The organism is Leuconostoc sp. BM2, assembly GCF_002095565.1.
Lineage (GTDB): Bacteria > Bacillota > Bacilli > Lactobacillales > Lactobacillaceae > Leuconostoc > Leuconostoc falkenbergense.
Genome location: NZ_MOWQ01000004.1, coordinates 83,631 through 100,533 on the forward strand (window position 1 = coordinate 83,631; position 16,903 = coordinate 100,533).

Annotated in this window: 30 protein-coding genes and 1 pseudogene; 26 read left to right on the top strand and 5 right to left on the bottom strand. The window is 37.2% G+C overall.

What is annotated here, in order from left to right; genetic code table 11:
- Positions 1 to 128 precede the first annotated feature (128 nt).
- The 14 genes from BMG01_RS02710 to BMG01_RS02765 all read left to right on the top strand — a co-directional run bounded on the left by BMG01_RS02710 (position 129) and on the right by BMG01_RS02765 (position 9,323).
- The gene (locus tag BMG01_RS02710) at positions 129 to 356 is read left to right on the top strand and encodes a hypothetical protein (protein WP_084013417.1); all 228 of its coding nucleotides are present in this window, start codon (positions 129 to 131) and stop codon (positions 354 to 356) included.
- Positions 357 to 359: 3 nt separating this feature from the next.
- The gene (locus tag BMG01_RS11160) at positions 360 to 533 is read left to right on the top strand and encodes a hypothetical protein (protein ID WP_158083646.1); all 174 of its coding nucleotides are present in this window, start codon (positions 360 to 362) and stop codon (positions 531 to 533) included.
- A 2-nt stretch (positions 534 to 535) separates the two neighbouring features.
- Positions 536 to 907: a hypothetical protein gene (locus BMG01_RS02715; protein WP_084007652.1), complete on the top strand. Its 372-nt coding sequence runs from the start codon at positions 536 to 538 to the stop codon at positions 905 to 907.
- Positions 908 to 1,163: 256 nt separating this feature from the next.
- A complete protein-coding gene (locus BMG01_RS02720; protein ID WP_084013418.1) occupies positions 1,164 to 1,565 on the top strand; it encodes an HNH endonuclease signature motif containing protein in 402 nt (133 codons plus the stop codon).
- Positions 1,566 to 1,895: 330 nt separating this feature from the next.
- On the top strand, positions 1,896 to 2,372 hold the full coding sequence (locus BMG01_RS02725; protein ID WP_036067823.1) for a phage terminase small subunit P27 family: 477 nt from the start codon (positions 1,896 to 1,898) through the stop codon (positions 2,370 to 2,372).
- Positions 2,369 to 4,204 carry a terminase large subunit gene (locus BMG01_RS02730; RefSeq protein WP_084013419.1) on the top strand — a complete coding sequence of 612 codons (1,836 nt, stop codon included), beginning with the start codon at positions 2,369 to 2,371 and terminating at the stop codon, positions 4,202 to 4,204. The genes BMG01_RS02725 and BMG01_RS02730 overlap by 4 nt, the downstream gene beginning before the upstream one ends.
- A gap of 12 nt (positions 4,205 to 4,216) precedes the next feature.
- Positions 4,217 to 4,381, top strand: coding sequence for a hypothetical protein (locus BMG01_RS11285; protein ID WP_198493692.1), 165 nt, complete (start codon positions 4,217 to 4,219; stop codon positions 4,379 to 4,381).
- Positions 4,378 to 5,451, top strand: coding sequence for a phage portal protein (locus BMG01_RS02735; RefSeq protein WP_084013420.1), 1,074 nt, complete (start codon positions 4,378 to 4,380; stop codon positions 5,449 to 5,451). The genes BMG01_RS11285 and BMG01_RS02735 overlap by 4 nt, the downstream gene beginning before the upstream one ends.
- Positions 5,448 to 6,008, top strand: coding sequence for an HK97 family phage prohead protease (locus BMG01_RS02740; RefSeq protein ID WP_084013421.1), 561 nt, complete (start codon positions 5,448 to 5,450; stop codon positions 6,006 to 6,008). The genes BMG01_RS02735 and BMG01_RS02740 overlap by 4 nt, the downstream gene beginning before the upstream one ends.
- A 10-nt stretch (positions 6,009 to 6,018) precedes the next feature.
- Positions 6,019 to 7,182 carry a phage major capsid protein gene (locus BMG01_RS02745; RefSeq protein WP_084013422.1) on the top strand — a complete coding sequence of 388 codons (1,164 nt, stop codon included), beginning with the start codon at positions 6,019 to 6,021 and terminating at the stop codon, positions 7,180 to 7,182.
- A gap of 56 nt (positions 7,183 to 7,238) precedes the next feature.
- On the top strand, positions 7,239 to 7,532 hold the full coding sequence (locus tag BMG01_RS02750) for a head-tail connector protein (RefSeq protein WP_084013423.1): 294 nt from the start codon (positions 7,239 to 7,241) through the stop codon (positions 7,530 to 7,532).
- Positions 7,533 to 7,534: 2 nt separating this feature from the next.
- Positions 7,535 to 7,888, top strand: coding sequence for a phage head closure protein (locus BMG01_RS02755; RefSeq protein WP_084013424.1), 354 nt, complete (start codon positions 7,535 to 7,537; stop codon positions 7,886 to 7,888).
- A 6-nt stretch (positions 7,889 to 7,894) separates the two neighbouring features.
- A complete protein-coding gene (locus BMG01_RS02760) occupies positions 7,895 to 8,083 on the top strand; it encodes a hypothetical protein (protein ID WP_002814981.1) in 189 nt (62 codons plus the stop codon).
- Between the two features lie 118 nt (positions 8,084 to 8,201).
- The gene (locus BMG01_RS02765; protein WP_084013425.1) at positions 8,202 to 9,323 is read left to right on the top strand and encodes a site-specific integrase; all 1,122 of its coding nucleotides are present in this window, start codon (positions 8,202 to 8,204) and stop codon (positions 9,321 to 9,323) included.
- A gap of 207 nt (positions 9,324 to 9,530) precedes the next feature.
- On the opposite strand, the gene BMG01_RS02770 is transcribed toward BMG01_RS02765, so the two are convergent.
- The 5 genes from BMG01_RS02770 to BMG01_RS02790 form a co-directional block, all read right to left on the bottom strand.
- Positions 9,531 to 10,709: a site-specific integrase gene (locus tag BMG01_RS02770; protein WP_080539875.1), complete on the bottom strand. Its 1,179-nt coding sequence runs from the start codon at positions 10,707 to 10,709 to the stop codon at positions 9,531 to 9,533.
- Positions 10,710 to 10,937: 228 nt separating this feature from the next.
- Complete coding sequence (locus BMG01_RS02775; protein WP_051586137.1) at positions 10,938 to 11,774, bottom strand: Abi family protein; 837 nt, start codon at positions 11,772 to 11,774, stop codon at positions 10,938 to 10,940.
- A gap of 258 nt (positions 11,775 to 12,032) precedes the next feature.
- The gene (locus BMG01_RS02780; RefSeq protein WP_004912382.1) at positions 12,033 to 12,344 is read right to left on the bottom strand and encodes a hypothetical protein; all 312 of its coding nucleotides are present in this window, start codon (positions 12,342 to 12,344) and stop codon (positions 12,033 to 12,035) included.
- Between the two features lie 8 nt (positions 12,345 to 12,352).
- A complete protein-coding gene (locus BMG01_RS02785) occupies positions 12,353 to 12,787 on the bottom strand; it encodes a hypothetical protein (RefSeq protein ID WP_004912386.1) in 435 nt (144 codons plus the stop codon).
- Positions 12,784 to 13,134: a helix-turn-helix domain-containing protein gene (locus BMG01_RS02790; protein ID WP_004912390.1), complete on the bottom strand. Its 351-nt coding sequence runs from the start codon at positions 13,132 to 13,134 to the stop codon at positions 12,784 to 12,786. Before BMG01_RS02790 ends, BMG01_RS02785 begins: the two co-directional genes overlap by 4 nt.
- A 287-nt stretch (positions 13,135 to 13,421) precedes the next feature.
- On the opposite strand from BMG01_RS02790, the gene BMG01_RS02795 reads away from it, so the two are divergent.
- The 12 genes and pseudogenes from BMG01_RS02795 to BMG01_RS02840 form a co-directional block, all read left to right on the top strand.
- Positions 13,422 to 13,637, top strand: coding sequence for a hypothetical protein (locus tag BMG01_RS02795; protein WP_004912392.1), 216 nt, complete (start codon positions 13,422 to 13,424; stop codon positions 13,635 to 13,637).
- Between the two features lie 19 nt (positions 13,638 to 13,656).
- The gene (locus BMG01_RS11165) at positions 13,657 to 13,806 is read left to right on the top strand and encodes a hypothetical protein (protein WP_004912395.1); all 150 of its coding nucleotides are present in this window, start codon (positions 13,657 to 13,659) and stop codon (positions 13,804 to 13,806) included.
- Positions 13,807 to 13,902: 96 nt separating this feature from the next.
- The gene (locus BMG01_RS02800) at positions 13,903 to 14,130 is read left to right on the top strand and encodes a helix-turn-helix domain-containing protein (RefSeq protein WP_004912399.1); all 228 of its coding nucleotides are present in this window, start codon (positions 13,903 to 13,905) and stop codon (positions 14,128 to 14,130) included.
- Positions 14,108 to 14,839, top strand: coding sequence for a BRO family protein (locus BMG01_RS02805; RefSeq protein ID WP_004912402.1), 732 nt, complete (start codon positions 14,108 to 14,110; stop codon positions 14,837 to 14,839). The genes BMG01_RS02800 and BMG01_RS02805 overlap by 23 nt, the downstream gene beginning before the upstream one ends.
- Complete coding sequence (locus BMG01_RS02810) at positions 14,836 to 15,015, top strand: hypothetical protein (protein ID WP_004912405.1); 180 nt, start codon at positions 14,836 to 14,838, stop codon at positions 15,013 to 15,015. The genes BMG01_RS02805 and BMG01_RS02810 overlap by 4 nt, the downstream gene beginning before the upstream one ends.
- Positions 15,016 to 15,033: 18 nt before the next feature.
- Entirely contained in the window at positions 15,034 to 15,288 is a 255-nt protein-coding gene (locus BMG01_RS02815; RefSeq protein WP_004912409.1) for a hypothetical protein, read from the top strand.
- Between the two features lie 116 nt (positions 15,289 to 15,404).
- Positions 15,405 to 15,623, top strand: a complete 219-nt coding sequence (locus BMG01_RS02820) for a hypothetical protein (RefSeq protein WP_004912412.1) — start codon at positions 15,405 to 15,407, stop codon at positions 15,621 to 15,623.
- Positions 15,613 to 15,768, top strand: coding sequence for a hypothetical protein (locus BMG01_RS11170; RefSeq protein WP_155816959.1), 156 nt, complete (start codon positions 15,613 to 15,615; stop codon positions 15,766 to 15,768). The genes BMG01_RS02820 and BMG01_RS11170 overlap by 11 nt, the downstream gene beginning before the upstream one ends.
- Entirely contained in the window at positions 15,761 to 15,958 is a 198-nt protein-coding gene (locus BMG01_RS02825; protein ID WP_004912419.1) for a helix-turn-helix transcriptional regulator, read from the top strand. The genes BMG01_RS11170 and BMG01_RS02825 overlap by 8 nt, the downstream gene beginning before the upstream one ends.
- Positions 15,955 to 16,164: a helix-turn-helix domain-containing protein gene (locus BMG01_RS02830; RefSeq protein ID WP_004912422.1), complete on the top strand. Its 210-nt coding sequence runs from the start codon at positions 15,955 to 15,957 to the stop codon at positions 16,162 to 16,164. Before BMG01_RS02825 ends, BMG01_RS02830 begins: the two co-directional genes overlap by 4 nt.
- A 162-nt stretch (positions 16,165 to 16,326) precedes the next feature.
- Positions 16,327 to 16,725, top strand: a complete 399-nt coding sequence (locus BMG01_RS02835; RefSeq protein WP_004912431.1) for a hypothetical protein — start codon at positions 16,327 to 16,329, stop codon at positions 16,723 to 16,725.
- A pseudogene (locus BMG01_RS02840) lies at positions 16,722 to 16,903 on the top strand (hypothetical protein); the annotation flags it as partial. The gene BMG01_RS02835 and the pseudogene BMG01_RS02840, both read left to right, overlap by 4 nt.

Below are 16,903 nucleotides of genomic sequence, written 5' to 3' on the forward strand. Positions count from 1 at the left end.
TAAGAAAAATAGGTGTCATAGGTGTCACCGCCTTAGCGAAAGCCTTTACTAGCAAGCATTAAGGCGGTGACACCTACGTGTCACTTTGCTGTCATAGGTGTCACTACTTGGGAACATTAGGAGAAAAAATGAAAATTAAAGCACTAGGATATATTACAGATAAAGGGATCAATTTCGTTGGTCAAATATCAGTTGGCTTCAACAAAGTTATTGATATTTCTTTTATTGAATCAGATCACTTTTCAATTGACTATGAACGCAGGCATTTTGATGTTTATAAAATAACACTAAGTGATGGCAAGGTTATTATATTACCTGCCCAAAATTACATGGCAATTTATGAAGATGGAGAATAAACAATGGAACCTATATATCTAACAATGAAAGACGTTCGTTACTTCAATAATTTATTTGGTGAACAAATTTTAAAAGCACAAAATGGAAAAGCTGTTTTCACATCAGAACATGCGAAAGAGAAATTTTTAAATGAAATAAGAAAAGGCACTTATAAGCATGGTCAGGAGGTTGAGTGATAATGATGAGTTTGCTGGTATTGATTATATTCATTGTCCTAGTTATGTATATCATTTGGCAACGGTGGCAGATTAAATGGCTTCGCTATGCATCTGGTTTCTTGAGCCATCACAATAAATTTTTAAATTATTATGTTAAGTTCAATGAAAAAGCGTGGAAACATGCTGATTATAGAGCAGACCTAGCGGAGGGTATTATCAAAATACTTGGTTATGATATAGACAATTTATCGGGTGGTCATTTTCTAAGTCCAGAAGATCAAAATAAATTGTTGGCTAAGTTGGATAAACAGAAAAGTGAACTTGATGAGTCCGAAGAATTATTTGAAATTGAAGAAGCAAAGTATAAAAAGTATGCCAGTGATTGGTCATAAACCCACTCACATCAACGGTTTAGAGTCGTGATACTTTTGTGAGACTATTTGTGAGACTATTTACCCTGTTTTTGGTGGTAATATAGTATCATAAGATATTTCAGTTGATACAGTGAAATGAGGGATTGCAGTAATGCATTCTCTTTTTTATTGCGCTGGGAGGATTACTGTGCGATTACATAGATGTGCCGAGATAGGGTGTAGAGAGCTTATCAAAATAGGATTTTCGTTCTGTGATAAGCATTACAACAAACGCATGAACGCCTATCATTTAGAGCGTGATGCTGAAAAGGAATTAAACTCTAAAACTTTGAGAGGTCGTCACGATAGGATTAAATATGACGAGACGATCAGACCAGAGTTGGGACATGAGTTCTATCATACGAAGCAATGGACTAAGATTAGTCAGTATATTAAGCAACGTGATATGTATGTTGATGCCATTGATGGTCGTGGTTATGATACAGGTGAATTGATTGTTGACCATATTGTGCCTAGACGTTTGCTTGATACTAAAGCAGAACAATATGACATGGATAATCTATGGTTACTTAATCGAGCGCATCACAATCATAAGACAGCGATTGAAAATAAGATTGAAGACAATAAACTAAGACATTTAAGCCGTGAGTGGTGGATAAATGCATTAAAGGATTGATTGAGTTCAGTCCTTTTTATATTACGTACATGGTTGGTCGGGTGGGTACGTGAAGATTTTCATTTCTTTAGTGTTTTGCCGTTCACTATTATTCTGTGGTGGGTGGGAAAAATTTCATCTTTAGTCCCCCGTGACTTTAAACGGGCATTGAACGATTGCGTTGGAGCCTTCCTTGATGAAAAAAACAGTTATTTTTTCGTTTTAAGGCAGGACAAATAAAAAGCGCCCTTGTGAGGCGCTGAATTGGTATGCTTTATAGCTTCAGCATACCACCATATTTGTACTAACGCAATCTTTCAGTACATAAAATAAAAAGTTAGGAGGTAGCGAATGCCTAGAAAAGCTAAAATAACAACTGATGATACAGATCGTTCCTATCAGAGAGAGCGTACCGAAGCGCTAAAGCAAGCCAACGCAGAATTAAACCAGTTACCAAAAACATCACCAAAGCATTTAACTGGTGTAGCTAGTCGATTATGGACTACCTTAGTACCAGCGTTGAATAAATTGGGTTATATCACGGTAGCTGATAAGTCAACGCTAGAAGCCTTTTGTATCAATTACAGCGTTATGCGTGAAGCCTATGAAAATATCAAGGACGTTGGGGCTATCTATGAAAATAGTGGTCGATACTATAAGAACCCAGCCACAGCCGTCTTAAATGACGCCACTGGTAAGGTTAAGTCATTGGGTGGTGAATTAGGATTAAGTCCAAGTTCTCGTGCAACCCTGATTGATTTGGCTAGTGCTGATGATGGCAGTTTGAGTGCTGATGCCATTGCTGATATGTTTGGTGGTACAACATGATTGAACCCTATCAAGATGTTATCAATGAATATGGGATTGATGAACCAATCATCAAATATGCCGTTGGTGTCTTGACTGGTCACATCATTGCAGGCGAGAAAATCAAACTAGCCTGTGAACGCCACTTATCAGATTTACAACGGATAAAAGGTGATCCAGAATTTCACTACGTTTATGATGCAGAACGAACGGATAAAATTATCAAGTTTAGTACATTATTGGTTGATTTAGAGACACGTGAGCCGTTTAAAATCAGTCCTTATGAAGCGTTTATCGTTGGTTTGCTAGAGGGTTGGAAAGAGCCTGAAACAGGCGGTAAGCGCTTTGACAGGGCGATTATAACAATGGCGCGTGCGAATGGTAAAACAGCCGTGATGGCGTTGATAAGCCTGTTTAATTTCTTGTTTGGTCAACCTAAAACGAACAGACAGTTAGCGGTTGCTAGTGCTGATACAGCTCATGCTGATGCCTTGTTTAAATACATGTCTAGTCAATGGGCTAACTTAGCGAGTGGTACATTTTCTAAGATGGCTAAGCAGTGGGGTATCGAGTACAACCAACGTGAGATGCGGATTAAAAGCCAGTCTACTACCATGCGTAAATTAAGCGCATCATCAAGTACGACTAGTGATGGTATTGGTCATTTTAGTTATGCTGTGGTTGATGAGTACCACTTATTCAAAGACCGTTCGTTTATCAACTCAATTACATCAGGGCAAACGTTCCTACCGTATTCACAAACGATATTTATTAGTACCAGTGGGACAGATGTGCGCAGTCCAATGTTTGCAGACTATAAGCGGTATAGCTCATATATGGCGCAAAAGACGTGGTGTGAGATTGATAATATTCTGTTTCTAGCATGGGAGCAAGACAATGATGATGAAGCCTTTGGAGATCCAAGCATTTGGCAGAAGTCTAATCCATTGTTTGAATTGGAGAGTAAACGCAAGTCAGCAATACCAAAAATGACGGCTGAACGAGATGAATTAAACTCACAAGGTCGCTTGCCTGATTTTCTCACTAAGAACATGAACAGATGGCAGAATGCCAAAGAGAATGCGTTTCTACCAGTTGATTTGCTCACACAGGCAATTATTCCAGCGTTCAATATGCAAGGCAGAGATGTCTATATTGGGTTTGATTATAGCCAGACAAATGATGATACAGCGATAGCCTTTTTATTCCCTTACACAGACGATACAGGCAACCAAAAATATCACTTGTACCAGCACTCATTTATTCCATTGGCTAAGTTGGGAACGATTGAAGCAAAAGAACAGCGTGACGGTATCAATTATCGAGACGTTGAAAGTAAGGGCTTTGCGACAATTACTCGTGATAGATTTGGGTTGATTGATGAAGATGAGGTATTTAACTTCATGTTATCGTTCATTGAAAAATATGATCTCAATGTAAAGGCTATCTTGTATGACCAGTGGGGAACAGGGACGTTTATTAGGCGACTAGATGAGGTCAAAAATGAGTATTTGATTATTCCAGTTCGTCAGGGTATCAAGTCATTAAACGAACCCACAAAGTTCTTACAAATAGCGTTTATCAAGTCACAAATAACCATGCTTGATGATGAAGCCATGTTTGGTGCGTTATCTAATGCGGTTATTGTACAAGATAACAATGGTATCAAGATTGATAAGAACACCAACAGTGCAAAGATTGATGTGGCTGATGCGATTGTCAACGCCTTATTTGAGGGTATGTTTTACTTCACGTCATTTACGAATGCGCCTGATGAGACGAACAAAAGCCCATTTGCTGGTATGAACACAGATGAAGTCAATGATTACTTCATGAACGATTTTACATTTTAGAAAGGAGAGCCAATGAAAAAGATGATGACTTATGTACCATTTGCCCTGATTGTATTGGGTATTATATCAATCACAATCAGTGCATTTATGATATTTAAACCGTTGGGCTTCCTGATGGTCGGGATTGGGCTGTTTGTTTTGGCTTATATCTTAGTACCAAAGGGGGCTAATCAATGAGTATTAAAAATCCATTTGAGACAAGGCAGATGATTACACCTAGTAATTACATGCCTTTTATTTTTGCAGACAGTGGGACAAATATTGTCCCTAATGAGCTGATTAGTGCTGATACTGCATTGCGAAATAGCGATATATACAGCGTTGTTAGTTTAATAAGTGCCGACATTGCGGGAGCAATTTATATTGGAACAAATAAGAATGCTTTGAATGTTTTGAATAATCCCAGTCATCTCACAAGTCGATACAACTTTTGGCAGACAGTCATTTTAGAAATTTTGTTATCAGGTAATGCTTTTGTGGTGATTGATGGTAAAGAATTGCGATATATTCCAAATCAGAACGTCATGCTTGATTTAACAAATGATGTCTTGAGTTATCAAATTACACCGTTTGGCGATTATCAAGGTGGCACGTACAAAGCAAAAAGCGTGCTTCACTTTAAAATCATGGCACACGGTGTTAATGGTGGTGAGCTGGTTGGTCATAGTCCACTGGAAAGCCTTGTGAATGAGGTACAACAGCAAGCCCAAGCCGACAGACTTTCAATGGCTACGTTGGCACGTGCTATCAATCCGACTTCACTGATCAAAATACCTGATGCGGTCGTTAGTCCAGAAGCTAAAGAGAACGTCCGTAGAGAGTTTGAAAAAGCTAACACAGGAAGTAATGCCGGACGAACTTTGGTATTAGATCAGAGTGCAGACTTTCAAAGTATCTCAATCAATGCGGATATAGCCAAATATTTAAATAGTGCAACATATCAAAGGCAACAAATTAGCAAAGCATTTGGCGTACCAGATAGCTATTTGAATGGTCAGGGAGATCAACAAAGTTCTTTGAAGATGATTCAAAACATGTATTTAAACAGTTTGAATCGCTATATTGAACCGCTCATTAGTGAAATTCAACTAAAATTTAGTGATGATATTTCTTTAGATTTAAATAGCATTTTGGATTATTCAAACGCCACTTTGAAGCAAGATCTATTGAATTTTGTGGATAAGGGCATACTAGACGGCTCTCAGGCGCAAAAAATTTTAATTGACAAGGGGGTTATCAATTTATGAACGATAGAGAGACACGAACCTTTGATATTAAAGGGTTAGAAGTACGTGATACCGCTAGTGATGACTTTGTGGGTCAGATAGGTGGGTATGCCGTTGTCTTTGATGAACCAAGTCAAAATCTAGGTGGATTTATTGAACGTGTTGACCCCAACGCTTTTGATGATGTTGATTTTAGTGACGTAGTAGCGTTATACGATCATAATTTTGCGAATGTATTAGGCAGAACGTCAGCAAATACCTTAAAACTTGATATTGATAAAAAAGGCTTGCATTTCATTTTAGATATTCCTAATACAACGTTAGGTAATGACGTGTACACCAACATCAGAGCAGGTAATTTAAAGGGCATGAGCTTTGGTTTCACGGTTGATTCAGATGAATGGGGTAAAGAGACAGACGACACACCAAAACGAACTATCAACAGTGTAGGGGCGTTATATGAGGTGTCAGTAGTTACTATGCCCGCTTATCAGGAAACAACCGTAGCAGTAACCAGAGCGCTCAAAAATGATGCCTACAAGCAAAAGATGTTGGCAGTGTTGAAGTTATATGAATAAGGAGGAAATGATGAAAATTTCAGAAATAGAAACAGAGCTAGATGCTTTAAAAAAGCAAAAGGCAAACAAGATTGTAGAAGTTCGTGCATTAGCAGATTCTGATGATTCAGATGTAGCAGATGTGCAAAAGGGTGTAGCCAGTGTTGATGATTTGCAGAAACAAATTGATGACTTGCAAGCCCAATTAGATGCCGTTAAAAAGGCACAAGGTTTGTCAGATGATTCAACTGATGACAACACACGAGATGATGATCCAGATTTACAAGAAGAACGCAGTTTGAAAGGACGAGAAAACATGGAAATTAAATTGAACCAAGAACAAGAGACCACAGAAGTACGAGACTTCATGCACTACCTAAAGACTGGTGAAAAGCGAGCAAATGCTATCACTACCACAGAAGCAGGCGTTGTAATTCCAAAAGAGATTTTGGATATTCAAAAAGTGCCGACTGATGTTCGTAATTTGTCAGCCGTTATCAACCGTGTATCAGTCACATCAGGAATGGGATCACTTCCAATTCTACAAAAGAACACAGCACGATTGACAACAGCCGAAGAACGAGCTGCAAACCCTGAAATTGCAAAGGCAGTTTTGAAGAGTGTTGATTATAAGGCGCTTACTTATCGTGGTGCGTTGCCATTGTCTATGGAAATGGTGCAGGACGCTCCCAACCTCAAGACATTGCTTAATACCTACGTTCAAGAGGCTAAAGAATTAACAGAGCAGTATCAAATTGGAAAGATTTTGCAAACAGCCACAGCCGTGTCAGCAAAAACAACAGATGACTTGAAGACAGCATATAACAAGGGTTTGGCAAACTATCAACGCCAATGGATTGTGACTGAAAGTTTCTACAATGCCGTTGATTTGTTGAAAGACACTAACGGTCGCTACTTATTGCAAGACTCAATCGCTAGTGCATCAGGCAAGTCATTGTTTGGCTCAAACGTTTTGATTGTTGCTGATGATGTATTGGGTATCGCAAATGATGCCAAAGCCTTTGTGGGAGACCCTAAAGCGTTTGTATTGGAAGCTATGCGTTCTGATGTTGCGGTTGAATGGGATCACAACGAAAACTTTGAGCGTATTCTTGCAGTAGCTTTGCGTGCGGACTTTAAGGCAGCCGACACTAATGCCGGTAAGTTTATTACATTTACTAGTGCAGGTAAGTAACATCATGTACCCAGAAGTGGGTACGTACATATTAAATTAACCACAGGAGGTGGCACATGGCGATAATTACACCACAAGAGCTACAAGATGAATTAAATATTGATGATGATGAAAACGAACTCAAAACACTTACGAGCTTGATTGACGGTGCTACTGCAATGATTAAGGCATCTATTCAAATGAAAATCACTGATGATGATATTTTGGCAGTTGATGCAGAGTTATATAATCGTTTGATTAAAACATTGGCTACTTCAATGTATTATGACCGTGAGTTGAGTAAGGGCTATTCAACTGGTGTTCGTATCATGTTGACTAACCTTAGAAGTGAGATTGTGGGAGGAGAATAAGAATGTTGAATGTGAAGCCTAGTAATTTTAACCACATTGTTTATTTTGGCGAAGTTGGGTCTCAAATGGGTGAAGACGGTATTGAAAGAGATACATTTATACCAAAATTTTCAGCTAAGTTTTCTCCAAAAAGCAGAAGTATGACACAGCAATACAGCATATTTGGTACTGAATTACAAGATACTATTTTAATAGTAATTAGGCATAATAAGTCTGTTAAACGTGGATTAGTTGTTAAGATGCCAAACGGTAGAGCCTATGACATTGTTGATATTAGTTCAGATGAGCAAAATATTTATATTGCTTATGACATTATCACTTTGAAATTAAATGACAAAATTGAGATTGGAGATTAAAATAATATGGAAAAAGCAGAACAATATCCAAAGTGGTTGAACCGTAGTAAAGCACATCAATATATCAGTGCATCTGATAATACGTTCATGAAGTATTACGTTAATAATGGAAAAGTCACAGCATACCCAACTGAACATGGTATCAGATATGATCGTGATGAAATTGATGAAGCTGTGAAACATTACTACGATTAAAAACGTGCAACCAGTCGAATAGTGTGAAATAATAAAAGCGTGTGTACTTTATGTATCATGCTTTTTTTGTTTGACCTTTTGTACATAGCTCACTCGCTATTAAGTAATGAGGTAAATAATGAAGATACAACAAATAGACACACCAAAAGGCAAAGTTTGGGAGGTGAACGGTTATCTAAATTATAATGATGAAAAAGTAAGAGTGAAAAAACGTGGCTTTGAAAATAAAAAAAGTGCGCAACAATGGTTTAATACTGAACTTGTTAAGTTTGCAAATGGTGAAAGTCGATACAATAAAAAAACAACTCCCAGCGTGATGACCGTTAAAGAGTTGTACAGAATGTGGTTAGATACTTACCAGCATACCGTTGAAGAAAGTACCCTTAATCGAACAATGATTGTCTTTAAAACGCACATCATATCCGAATGGGGTGATACATTGGTTACTGATATAACACCTATTAAGTTACAACGCTATATTAACACATTACAAGGGAAATTGCTTAGGTATCGCAAGGTTGCTGGTTATTTTAGGCGGTTGCTTAATATAGCAGTTCGTATGGATATGATACCAGTTGACCCATTTACCAAGATTGAGATGCCAAAGGAACGCAGGCAAGTGAACAAACCCAAGCAGTTCATGGACGTTGATGAATTTAAAGCCTTTGTAGACGTTTTAGATAATCAGTACAAGTATATGAACCAACAGGCTTATACCTTGCTTAGATTGGCTGTATTCACTGGTATGCGAACAGAAGAAATACTTGCTTTACAGTGGAAACATGTAGATTTTTATGGTGGTTATATTAACATCGTGCAAGCTCTAGGGCGTGGTCTAGCAGGCAGTACCTACATTAAAGAACCAAAGAGCCAAACGAGCAGACGTACACTTAAAATCGAAAATAAGATGATGGTTGTGCTTGCTGATTGGTTTGAAGCCACAGGATATAATAAAAGTGATGATTACGTTTTTCAAAATGAGGGACATACGTTACAGACAATTAGACCTAATAAGTGGTTACGAAGTGTCAGCGATAAATATGGCGTAGCAGTTGGCTTATCCATGCACAAGTTACGCCATACATGGGCGACATTAGCAATAGATCAGGGTGCAAATATTAAACAAGTTCAAACATATTTAGGACATGCAGACGTTTCTATGACGTTAAATATATATAGTGACGTGACCAAAAGGGCAAGTGATGCGACTGGTGACATTTTAAATGGTTTGATTGATTAGGTACACAAAATGGTACAAAACGCTGTATACGTTGATATAACTAAGTGAAATGTAGTCCCGCTAGCTCCTTTCGAACGTGTGTTCGCATGTAACTATATGTACAAAAACGTTGTTAAATCAACGTTTTTTTATTTCACTAAACGTAAAATAACGTGAGAGAACAGCTCTCGTGGAGCCAAATTGGAGCCACACTCAACTTTTCTTAACCTAATCCCATATACCCTTGACCTTATCAGCTTCAGCGTTTGCAACCTCATCTAAAAACGCATGATAGTGCTTATGAATGATTTCAATTGTATGCCCAGATATTCTAGCAATATAATCCAATGAAATACCTTTTTGAATCAGAATAGTATCGTGGGTAGCTCTCAAAGTTTTAGGTGTTATGCTCAAACCGTCATGAGTTTTTAAAGGAATATCAAGTTGAGACAGAACATTGCGCAGGACTTTACCAGTATTAGCACCAGAAGATAATAGTCTATCACCACGAGAGGTTGGCGGACAATCATTTCTAAACATTAAATTATGCTCGTTGCTTATATTATAAGTAGCGAGCCTTTTTTGTTTGTCTTCACTAAATGAAATGATTAACTCCTCTAATTGTGGAGAGACAGGCACGTTTCGTTCGGAACGAGTTTTAGTGTAAGGCTTGATAGCATTGTCTTGTTCCACATACGTATTGTGAACATGTAGTAAGTGCCTTGTTACGTTTAAATCATCAAACTGCAATGCTTTAGCTTCACTAGGTCTTAGCCCACACTCTAGCATGATCAGTAGTGTTAAATATTCCTGATGAATCAAATTAGTGTGTTCATAGAAATAGTTTCGTAACTTACTTGCATCTTCCATGCTTAAACTAGCGACCGGTTTAAATAGCCCTTTATCCACGCCTGTGGTCTTTATACGGTTTTCTGAAGGCATAGGTGTCTTTCTGATTAAGCCGTCATATTCAGCGTCAGAGAACGCCTTAGAAAGAAATGAGCGATACTTATTGACGGTACTAGTAGCATAGCGTTTTCCCAATGAATTAAAATAGAGTTGAATAGCCGTTTTGTTACCATCGAAAAACTTTAGTGGTTTTCCGGGTAAGTCAATACGCAATCGTTTGATCAGTGTATTGTAGTTATTCTTACTATTTGTTTCAAGATATGGTTCAACGTTTGATAGATACCATTGTTCAAAATATCGCCACAATGCCATAGATCCGTTGGCGGCTATATAGCCACTTGCGAACGCAATTCTGTCTTCGCTTTCTATCTCCTTTGCCTCTTGATAGGAATCAACATATTTTCTAGGTGAAAAATGGCGTTTTCCCAATTGGTCACGAGTTGATGTTCTTACAACATATTTTCCGGCAAATCTGCCAGTAGTAACTTTTTTTATCATACTGATATTATCCTTTCTTTTTACGAAGGTATAATAGGCGTACAGATATGATAATAGGGCAGTTTAGAGTCATGACTTTGTGGACTTGCAAAGGATTATTGAGCTTTAAATAGCAAAAAGGTCAAGTAATCAGTTAAATTACTTGACCTTTTTTTATGTAGTAACCCCATCGATACCATCTCCGGAGCCAGTAGATTTATATACTGTTTCAATACATAAATTTTATCATCAATTTAACTGAAAGTCAATCAACTTAACGAGAATTTTTTTGAATTCCTGAATTGAATCTGTTTTTAAGTAATAGTCTTCATGTTTATCAAATCGTTTTACAAGAGCTTCGCCATCTCTTACCATATGCTGTCGGGACTCCCTGCTTGTCATCCGTTTATTTAAGTAAAACAGAGCAACTAAATCGTTTATTTTGACGTTGCGTAACAGGTCTTTTTCAATTCCCATTTCTGCTGCGGAACTAACAACCGAAGCAGATGAGCGCTGCCTTCTTCCAGTCTTTTGGTTAACGGGAAACAATCCAGCTTCATTATTCAGGTTCATTAAAATGGGGTTTGAGTGTGATACTGCATTTCGTATTCTTTTGGCACTTTTCATCTGTAATTGAAGTGTGTGAAACGAGCTTTCGCGTGTGGAGTATTTATCATCATAAAATCTTGCAAATTGCGAAAGAGCACCAAAAGTCATTGATTCGATCAAGACCCAAATTGCAAAATCTGGTTTATGTTTTTCATAAAGCCCTCGTGAATATAAATTTTCTTCCAAATATTTAACTGTTTGTTCGTATGCTGATGTTGTTCGTTCATCGTAATTTTTGAACTCCTCAACAATTTCATAACCATCAATAACATCATTTGCTGCGATCATATTGAGTAGTTTTACTTTGAAACCATGTTCAACATTCAAAGTTATTGGACTAAGAAACCTTCTTAACCAAGCGTCAATAGCAGCTAAATCAATTAAGTAAGCAAAATCTAAATTTGTATACAGACCGTTTATCTCTTCGAAATTGCGACGATATGAGTTAACTTTAAAATAATAATTTTTCTTTTCCAAAAAAGCTATTGCATCTTTACTACTTCAAATTTCAAAGCGAATATTTTTACTTTCCATCTTTTCTATCATTTTTTTGCTAGTTAATTTTGGTTTTTCTTCTTTAGTCATAGGTTATCTTCTTTTATATTTTATGTACGCCCGATAGGGCATGGGTGTTAATCTAGTGATTGTATTTCATCAACTTCCACATTGTGTTGTTCAAAGTACATAACGATAATCTCCTAAAGCGGTTTAATATGGTTGCCTAGCACATACTAATTAATCTTCTAAATCAAGTACTCCCATACTATCTTCGAGATTATCCAGCATTTCATGTTCTTCCATAAACCTAATCCAATCTGTGGAAGGGTGTTTCTTCAGTGTTTTTTCTGCATTCAATTTATCATGTAAGTTAACGACGATATTTTCCCACATTGTTTCGGCTTTGCTTGCTACCTTATCTTCACTAAAGCGTTTTTCCATCTTACGGCTGGTGTTTTTATTGTTTTGATAGACGAGCGCTTTTTCAATAAAAATGTCGTATGCTTTACTATTTGTTTTGATATATTCATTCAAATCTTCTGTGTTCATATTTTCTCCTATTCTAAATAAGCCAGTTCTCTAAATGTTCTGTCGACATCTTTTTCCAACCAAGAGGGTACGTGATAATATTCCATAAAACCATTAACGTTTGTTGGCATTTCAATAGACATTAACATCTTTATAGCGTTTTTATGTGCAAGCAATTCTTCACCGCGTTTACCGTATTCGCTGAATTGATAGACCGCTTGCGCTTCGTGATCTCCATACAATATATGACTCAATTCGTGAGAAAGTCGATAACAATAATCAACCCCAATATCAAAATTAGCATTCATTATAATTGCACGGCTTTTTACTAGTGCTGTATCGGGTACGTGAGATAGTAAATTATCAGCTAGTATAATAATTACGTTGTTTTTTCGAGCTATTGATTCAACGCTTTGAACTATTTCGGGATATAGTTGCTCACTGTAATTGTAAAATTCTGTCATTTATTCTCCTTCTCACGTAAGGAAATAATATAACGTGCATAATCACGCAACTTCTCTTTTTCAGACTCTTCTATTTCCATACCATCGAAAGCAAGAATAGTTTCGTCATCTAAAATATCAGCGACCTTTTTATCAGATGACGTTGGATTCATCTCATCAGTACGTCCTAATAGGTAGTCGGTTGAGACATTTAAAACATCCGCAACCTTTTTTAGGTTATCTGCTTTTGGCGTAGATTTTTTCCAATCATATATAGAATTTTCAGCTAATCCTGCCCTAATTGCTAGATTTTTTAATGAATATCCTCGTTGTTTTGATAATTTAGTTGTGCGCTCATATAGTGTCATTATAGGTTTTTCCTTTTTTAAAAGCACAAAAATTATGGAACTTCCCGTTTCGGCGTTGACAATTACAAAACTTCCAGTTATACTAATTCTTGTAAGTTGGTTACTAAGTTTTAAGCAAAACAAAAACACCTACAAATTTATCTATCTTGGCGGAGCGATAAGGTTAGTAGTCCTTTGATTATGCTTGTTTATACTGCCATTATATTATGAAACTTCCATAATGTAAAGCTAACCTTACAACTAATTATATGAAACTTACTAAGTTTTATAGGAAAGGAGATACACATATGACAGAAGAAATGATCGTAGACGCAGCACGTAGTTTTAAAAAGCGTGTTAAAGATGGTCTGTTTGACCGAGATATGACACAACGAGATTTAGCGAATGCGATTGGTGTTTCAGAAGCAGTATTGAGTTTAGCGATTAACACCTACGCAGTAAACAAACAGTCTCGTGAGGTTCGTGCAAAGGTTAGACAGTTGTTAGATATTCAGGACATTTAGAAAGGAAGGGAGAATAAACATGGAAGAGTTAATTAAATTAATAGTTGGCTTGATAAAGGGTCAATTCGAGTTGAAAGAATATACTCGCTTAAATGAAGAAGTCGATGATGATACAGTCGAAGTTAGCTTTAGATTCGACGTCATACAAAAATTCCCACTCAGAAAGTGAGAATATGCATTAAAACCTTGGCAAACTTATGTTCGTTTAAACGAACGTTTGTAAGTAAATTATAACAGAAAACAGAACTACTAAAGAGGACTAAACATGACCTTGCAATCAGAAAAAATAACTAAAGTATTACACGAAAAAAATCTTACGTGGGGCTGGTTGATGGAACATTCAGATGTTTCCAGATCAACCTTGTCTCAAATCAAAAACGGTAAGAACAACGCAACGTTTTCCACAATGGAAAAAGTAGCTGACGCACTAGATGTCAGCTTAGATGAATTTAGAACAAAGGAGGAAAAACATGAATCAAGTACAAGTATTTAATTTTGAAACAAGTAGAGTGAGAACCCTTAATTTAGAAGATGTGATTTGGTTTGTGGGTAAAGATGTCGCTGAAACTTTGGGTTACGCAAATGCCAGTAAAGCAGTTAGAGACCACGTTGATGACGACGATAAAATAGTGGGGGTCCAAAACGTTACCCCATCAATTTCTGATTCGTTAGGTCGTTCTCAAACGCCAACACTTATCAACGAATCAGGTCTCTACTCACTAATCCTATCAAGCAAACAGCCTAACGCTAAAAAGTTCAAACGTTGGGTGACATCGGAGGTGCTACCAACAATTAGACAAACAGGTGGTTATCAATTAGCGCCTAAAGATCCCATGCAGGTTTTTGAACTCATGTTTCAATCATTAAAAATACAAGATTATCGACAAGAGCGTTTGGAACGAAAAATCAATTCAATTCAATACGCACAAACAATTAGTGGCGATCAAGAATTAGTATTACGACAAATTAGAAATGACAAAGCAGTTCAAATTCTTGGATATAAGGGTAATGCACGTTATCAAGCATTATCGAGAATGGTATTTGCTCGTATTTCAAAAGAGTTTAAAAGTAAATTTAGCATTCCACGATATAATGCGTTGCTCGCAAAAGATTTTGAGAAAGCAAAACGCTACCTTATGAAATGGGAACCAGATGACGCATTCGCATACCGAATCGCTTATCGGAAAGGAGTAAACCAGTGAAACAACCAAATGTAGAAATTATCACGCAGTTAGCAATTCACAACATCAAGCAAAAGGAGTTAGCTAAAAGGATCGGCGAGCGTGAAGATGAAACAAGCCGTGCAATCAATGGCGAAGAAGCACAACGCTTCGAACGAATCAGAAACAAAATCTTTGATTACTTCCAGATTAATTAATTTGAAAGGCGTACAGATATGGATAACAAAATAATTGATTTACATTCTGAATCTGTTTTGGAAAAACTTTCAACTTACTTTGAGAGTGGACCAGAACACGAGATTATTACAGGTCAGCAAGATTTAGCTGAATTTCTGACAGGTAAGAGACGTGCTGACATCAGTAAGTTTCTTGCGCTGGACGACTTCCCACAGATTAGAGATAACGTGGGCAATGTGATTGGTTGGAGTTGGCGTGAAATTAGGAAATGGGAATTTTCAAGAAACCGTTAGGAGGTATGTATGTGGTTTTTACAAACAATAGCTAGTGTCATTATCGGAGGAATGATTTTCATTACAGGTATGACCGTTGGTTACACTAAGCATGAACATGAAACGAGGAAACGCCTATGAAAGACGCATTAACTATGCTGGGCGGTGACATTCAACATGATCCAGATGGTTATCGAGTGGAGTTATATGATATTGGCGGTCGTGGCTATCACAAAGAGCGATTTAGCACAGAGCAAGCAGCGTTCGATGCAGTAAATGAGAATGCTGATGAATTGCTAGAAATTGCAAAGTATATTGTCACACAGCAATATGAGCAGGTATTTAATGATGAATAACACAGTGGGTAAGATTGTACGCATTCGTGGTGATTTAAAAAATATTGTTGATGAGATTCCGGCTAAAAATAAAACAGCTAAATATTACGGTAAAAATGCTTTGAGTTTGATTGACATAATGATTAGGAGGTTGTCTGATGAATAGATTGCGTGAACTTCGTAAAGAGCGCAACGTGACGCAACAAGAATTAGCAGATGAAATGTTGGTAACGCAACGAACATTGGCTAGGTACGAATCAGGAGAACGTGAACCACGATTGCCAATGGTATTCGATTTAGCTGATTATTTCAATGTCTCAATTGATTATCTGGTCGGAAGGAGTGACGTTAGATGAATAGACTCGCAGAATTAAGAAAAAAGCGTGGCGTTTCTTTAGGCAAAATGACTAACGAACTAACAAGACGTGGTTTTAAAATCACAAATTCCACCCTATCTAATTACGAAAATGAAAAACGTGAACCAAAACTCGAAACATGGGAACTACTAGCCGATTATTTCAACGTAACACCGCAATATCTAGTGGGGTGGGCTGATGAATGAATCATTAGAACGCGCCCGATATGATTTCATCAAAGCTCGTGATGATTTGAAATATTATCGCAGATTTGTTTATCCACACGATAAGCAGAAATTAAAAAATCTAACTGACTGGCGTAACACTACCAGAGTTAGATTGTATAGACTACAACAGGAGATGAGTTGATGAAATTTACGGAAGAGCAGTATCAGAAGATTGTTGAAATTCAAGAAGAGCATTTTCAAACAACAATTATTTCAGAAGGAAGGCTTATAAATGATGGTGGATTTTGGAATGTTGTTTCGGAAAAAATGCCACTACTTTCAGAATACGTTTCTAGCAACGATTTACATTTTGAATTAGCAGCTATCGCTAACCCACTAACTCGTGAATGGGCGCATGACAGGTTTGTTGAAGAAGAGAAGAAATACTACTGGAAACTCAAAGACAATGAGGAATTCAGTTTAGCTTATGTTGGTGTATCAATAAATATTAATTTGCGTAATAAAAGCAAATTAACAGAGTCAGAAATCAAAGCATGGGGTTACAACCCAGAAATGTTCGACAGTGAGAAAGTACAATGACTGAAACATACGAAGTAACACAAGAACAATATGACAAAATTATGGCGCTATCTGATAGTGAATATCCACTACTAACGCTTGCTAATCGTCACGATAAATATTCAGATTTCCTTGAATCAATCACGACAGAAGAAGAATTAGCATTAGCTCGCTATATGGGTGGGGATGAACGAGTTTT

What these genes read in the sequence shown, in the direction of transcription:
- BMG01_RS02835 (WP_004912431.1), top strand. Translation starts at nt 16,327, where the DNA reads ATGAAATTTACGGAAGAGCAGTATCAGAAGATTGTTGAAATTCAAGAA.
- BMG01_RS02720 (WP_084013418.1), top strand. Translation starts at nt 1,164, where the DNA reads ATGAACGCCTATCATTTAGAGCGTGATGCTGAAAAGGAATTAAACTCT.
- BMG01_RS02730 (WP_084013419.1), top strand. Translation starts at nt 2,369, where the DNA reads ATGATTGAACCCTATCAAGATGTTATCAATGAATATGGGATTGATGAA.
- BMG01_RS02825 (WP_004912419.1), top strand. Translation starts at nt 15,761, where the DNA reads ATGAATAGATTGCGTGAACTTCGTAAAGAGCGCAACGTGACGCAACAA.
- BMG01_RS02740 (WP_084013421.1), top strand. Translation starts at nt 5,448, where the DNA reads ATGAACGATAGAGAGACACGAACCTTTGATATTAAAGGGTTAGAAGTA.
- BMG01_RS02710 (WP_084013417.1), top strand. Translation starts at nt 129, where the DNA reads ATGAAAATTAAAGCACTAGGATATATTACAGATAAAGGGATCAATTTC.
- BMG01_RS02715 (WP_084007652.1), top strand. Translation starts at nt 536, where the DNA reads ATGATGAGTTTGCTGGTATTGATTATATTCATTGTCCTAGTTATGTAT.
- BMG01_RS11165 (WP_004912395.1), top strand. Translation starts at nt 13,657, where the DNA reads ATGGAAGAGTTAATTAAATTAATAGTTGGCTTGATAAAGGGTCAATTC.
- BMG01_RS02750 (WP_084013423.1), top strand. Translation starts at nt 7,239, where the DNA reads ATGGCGATAATTACACCACAAGAGCTACAAGATGAATTAAATATTGAT.
- BMG01_RS02770 (WP_080539875.1), bottom strand. Translation starts at nt 10,709, where the DNA reads ATGATAAAAAAAGTTACTACTGGCAGATTTGCCGGAAAATATGTTGTA.
- BMG01_RS02760 (WP_002814981.1), top strand. Translation starts at nt 7,895, where the DNA reads ATGGAAAAAGCAGAACAATATCCAAAGTGGTTGAACCGTAGTAAAGCA.
- BMG01_RS02795 (WP_004912392.1), top strand. Translation starts at nt 13,422, where the DNA reads ATGACAGAAGAAATGATCGTAGACGCAGCACGTAGTTTTAAAAAGCGT.
- BMG01_RS02755 (WP_084013424.1), top strand. Translation starts at nt 7,535, where the DNA reads ATGTTGAATGTGAAGCCTAGTAATTTTAACCACATTGTTTATTTTGGC.
- BMG01_RS02820 (WP_004912412.1), top strand. Translation starts at nt 15,405, where the DNA reads ATGAAAGACGCATTAACTATGCTGGGCGGTGACATTCAACATGATCCA.
- BMG01_RS02830 (WP_004912422.1), top strand. Translation starts at nt 15,955, where the DNA reads ATGAATAGACTCGCAGAATTAAGAAAAAAGCGTGGCGTTTCTTTAGGC.
- BMG01_RS02765 (WP_084013425.1), top strand. Translation starts at nt 8,202, where the DNA reads ATGAAGATACAACAAATAGACACACCAAAAGGCAAAGTTTGGGAGGTG.
- BMG01_RS02745 (WP_084013422.1), top strand. Translation starts at nt 6,019, where the DNA reads ATGAAAATTTCAGAAATAGAAACAGAGCTAGATGCTTTAAAAAAGCAA.
- BMG01_RS11170 (WP_155816959.1), top strand. Translation starts at nt 15,613, where the DNA reads ATGATGAATAACACAGTGGGTAAGATTGTACGCATTCGTGGTGATTTA.
- BMG01_RS02780 (WP_004912382.1), bottom strand. Translation starts at nt 12,344, where the DNA reads ATGAACACAGAAGATTTGAATGAATATATCAAAACAAATAGTAAAGCA.
- BMG01_RS11285 (WP_198493692.1), top strand. Translation starts at nt 4,217, where the DNA reads ATGAAAAAGATGATGACTTATGTACCATTTGCCCTGATTGTATTGGGT.
- BMG01_RS11160 (WP_158083646.1), top strand. Translation starts at nt 360, where the DNA reads ATGGAACCTATATATCTAACAATGAAAGACGTTCGTTACTTCAATAAT.
- BMG01_RS02815 (WP_004912409.1), top strand. Translation starts at nt 15,034, where the DNA reads ATGGATAACAAAATAATTGATTTACATTCTGAATCTGTTTTGGAAAAA.
- BMG01_RS02725 (WP_036067823.1), top strand. Translation starts at nt 1,896, where the DNA reads ATGCCTAGAAAAGCTAAAATAACAACTGATGATACAGATCGTTCCTAT.
- BMG01_RS02805 (WP_004912402.1), top strand. Translation starts at nt 14,108, where the DNA reads ATGAATCAAGTACAAGTATTTAATTTTGAAACAAGTAGAGTGAGAACC.
- BMG01_RS02800 (WP_004912399.1), top strand. Translation starts at nt 13,903, where the DNA reads ATGACCTTGCAATCAGAAAAAATAACTAAAGTATTACACGAAAAAAAT.
- BMG01_RS02735 (WP_084013420.1), top strand. Translation starts at nt 4,378, where the DNA reads ATGAGTATTAAAAATCCATTTGAGACAAGGCAGATGATTACACCTAGT.
- BMG01_RS02790 (WP_004912390.1), bottom strand. Translation starts at nt 13,134, where the DNA reads ATGACACTATATGAGCGCACAACTAAATTATCAAAACAACGAGGATAT.
- BMG01_RS02785 (WP_004912386.1), bottom strand. Translation starts at nt 12,787, where the DNA reads ATGACAGAATTTTACAATTACAGTGAGCAACTATATCCCGAAATAGTT.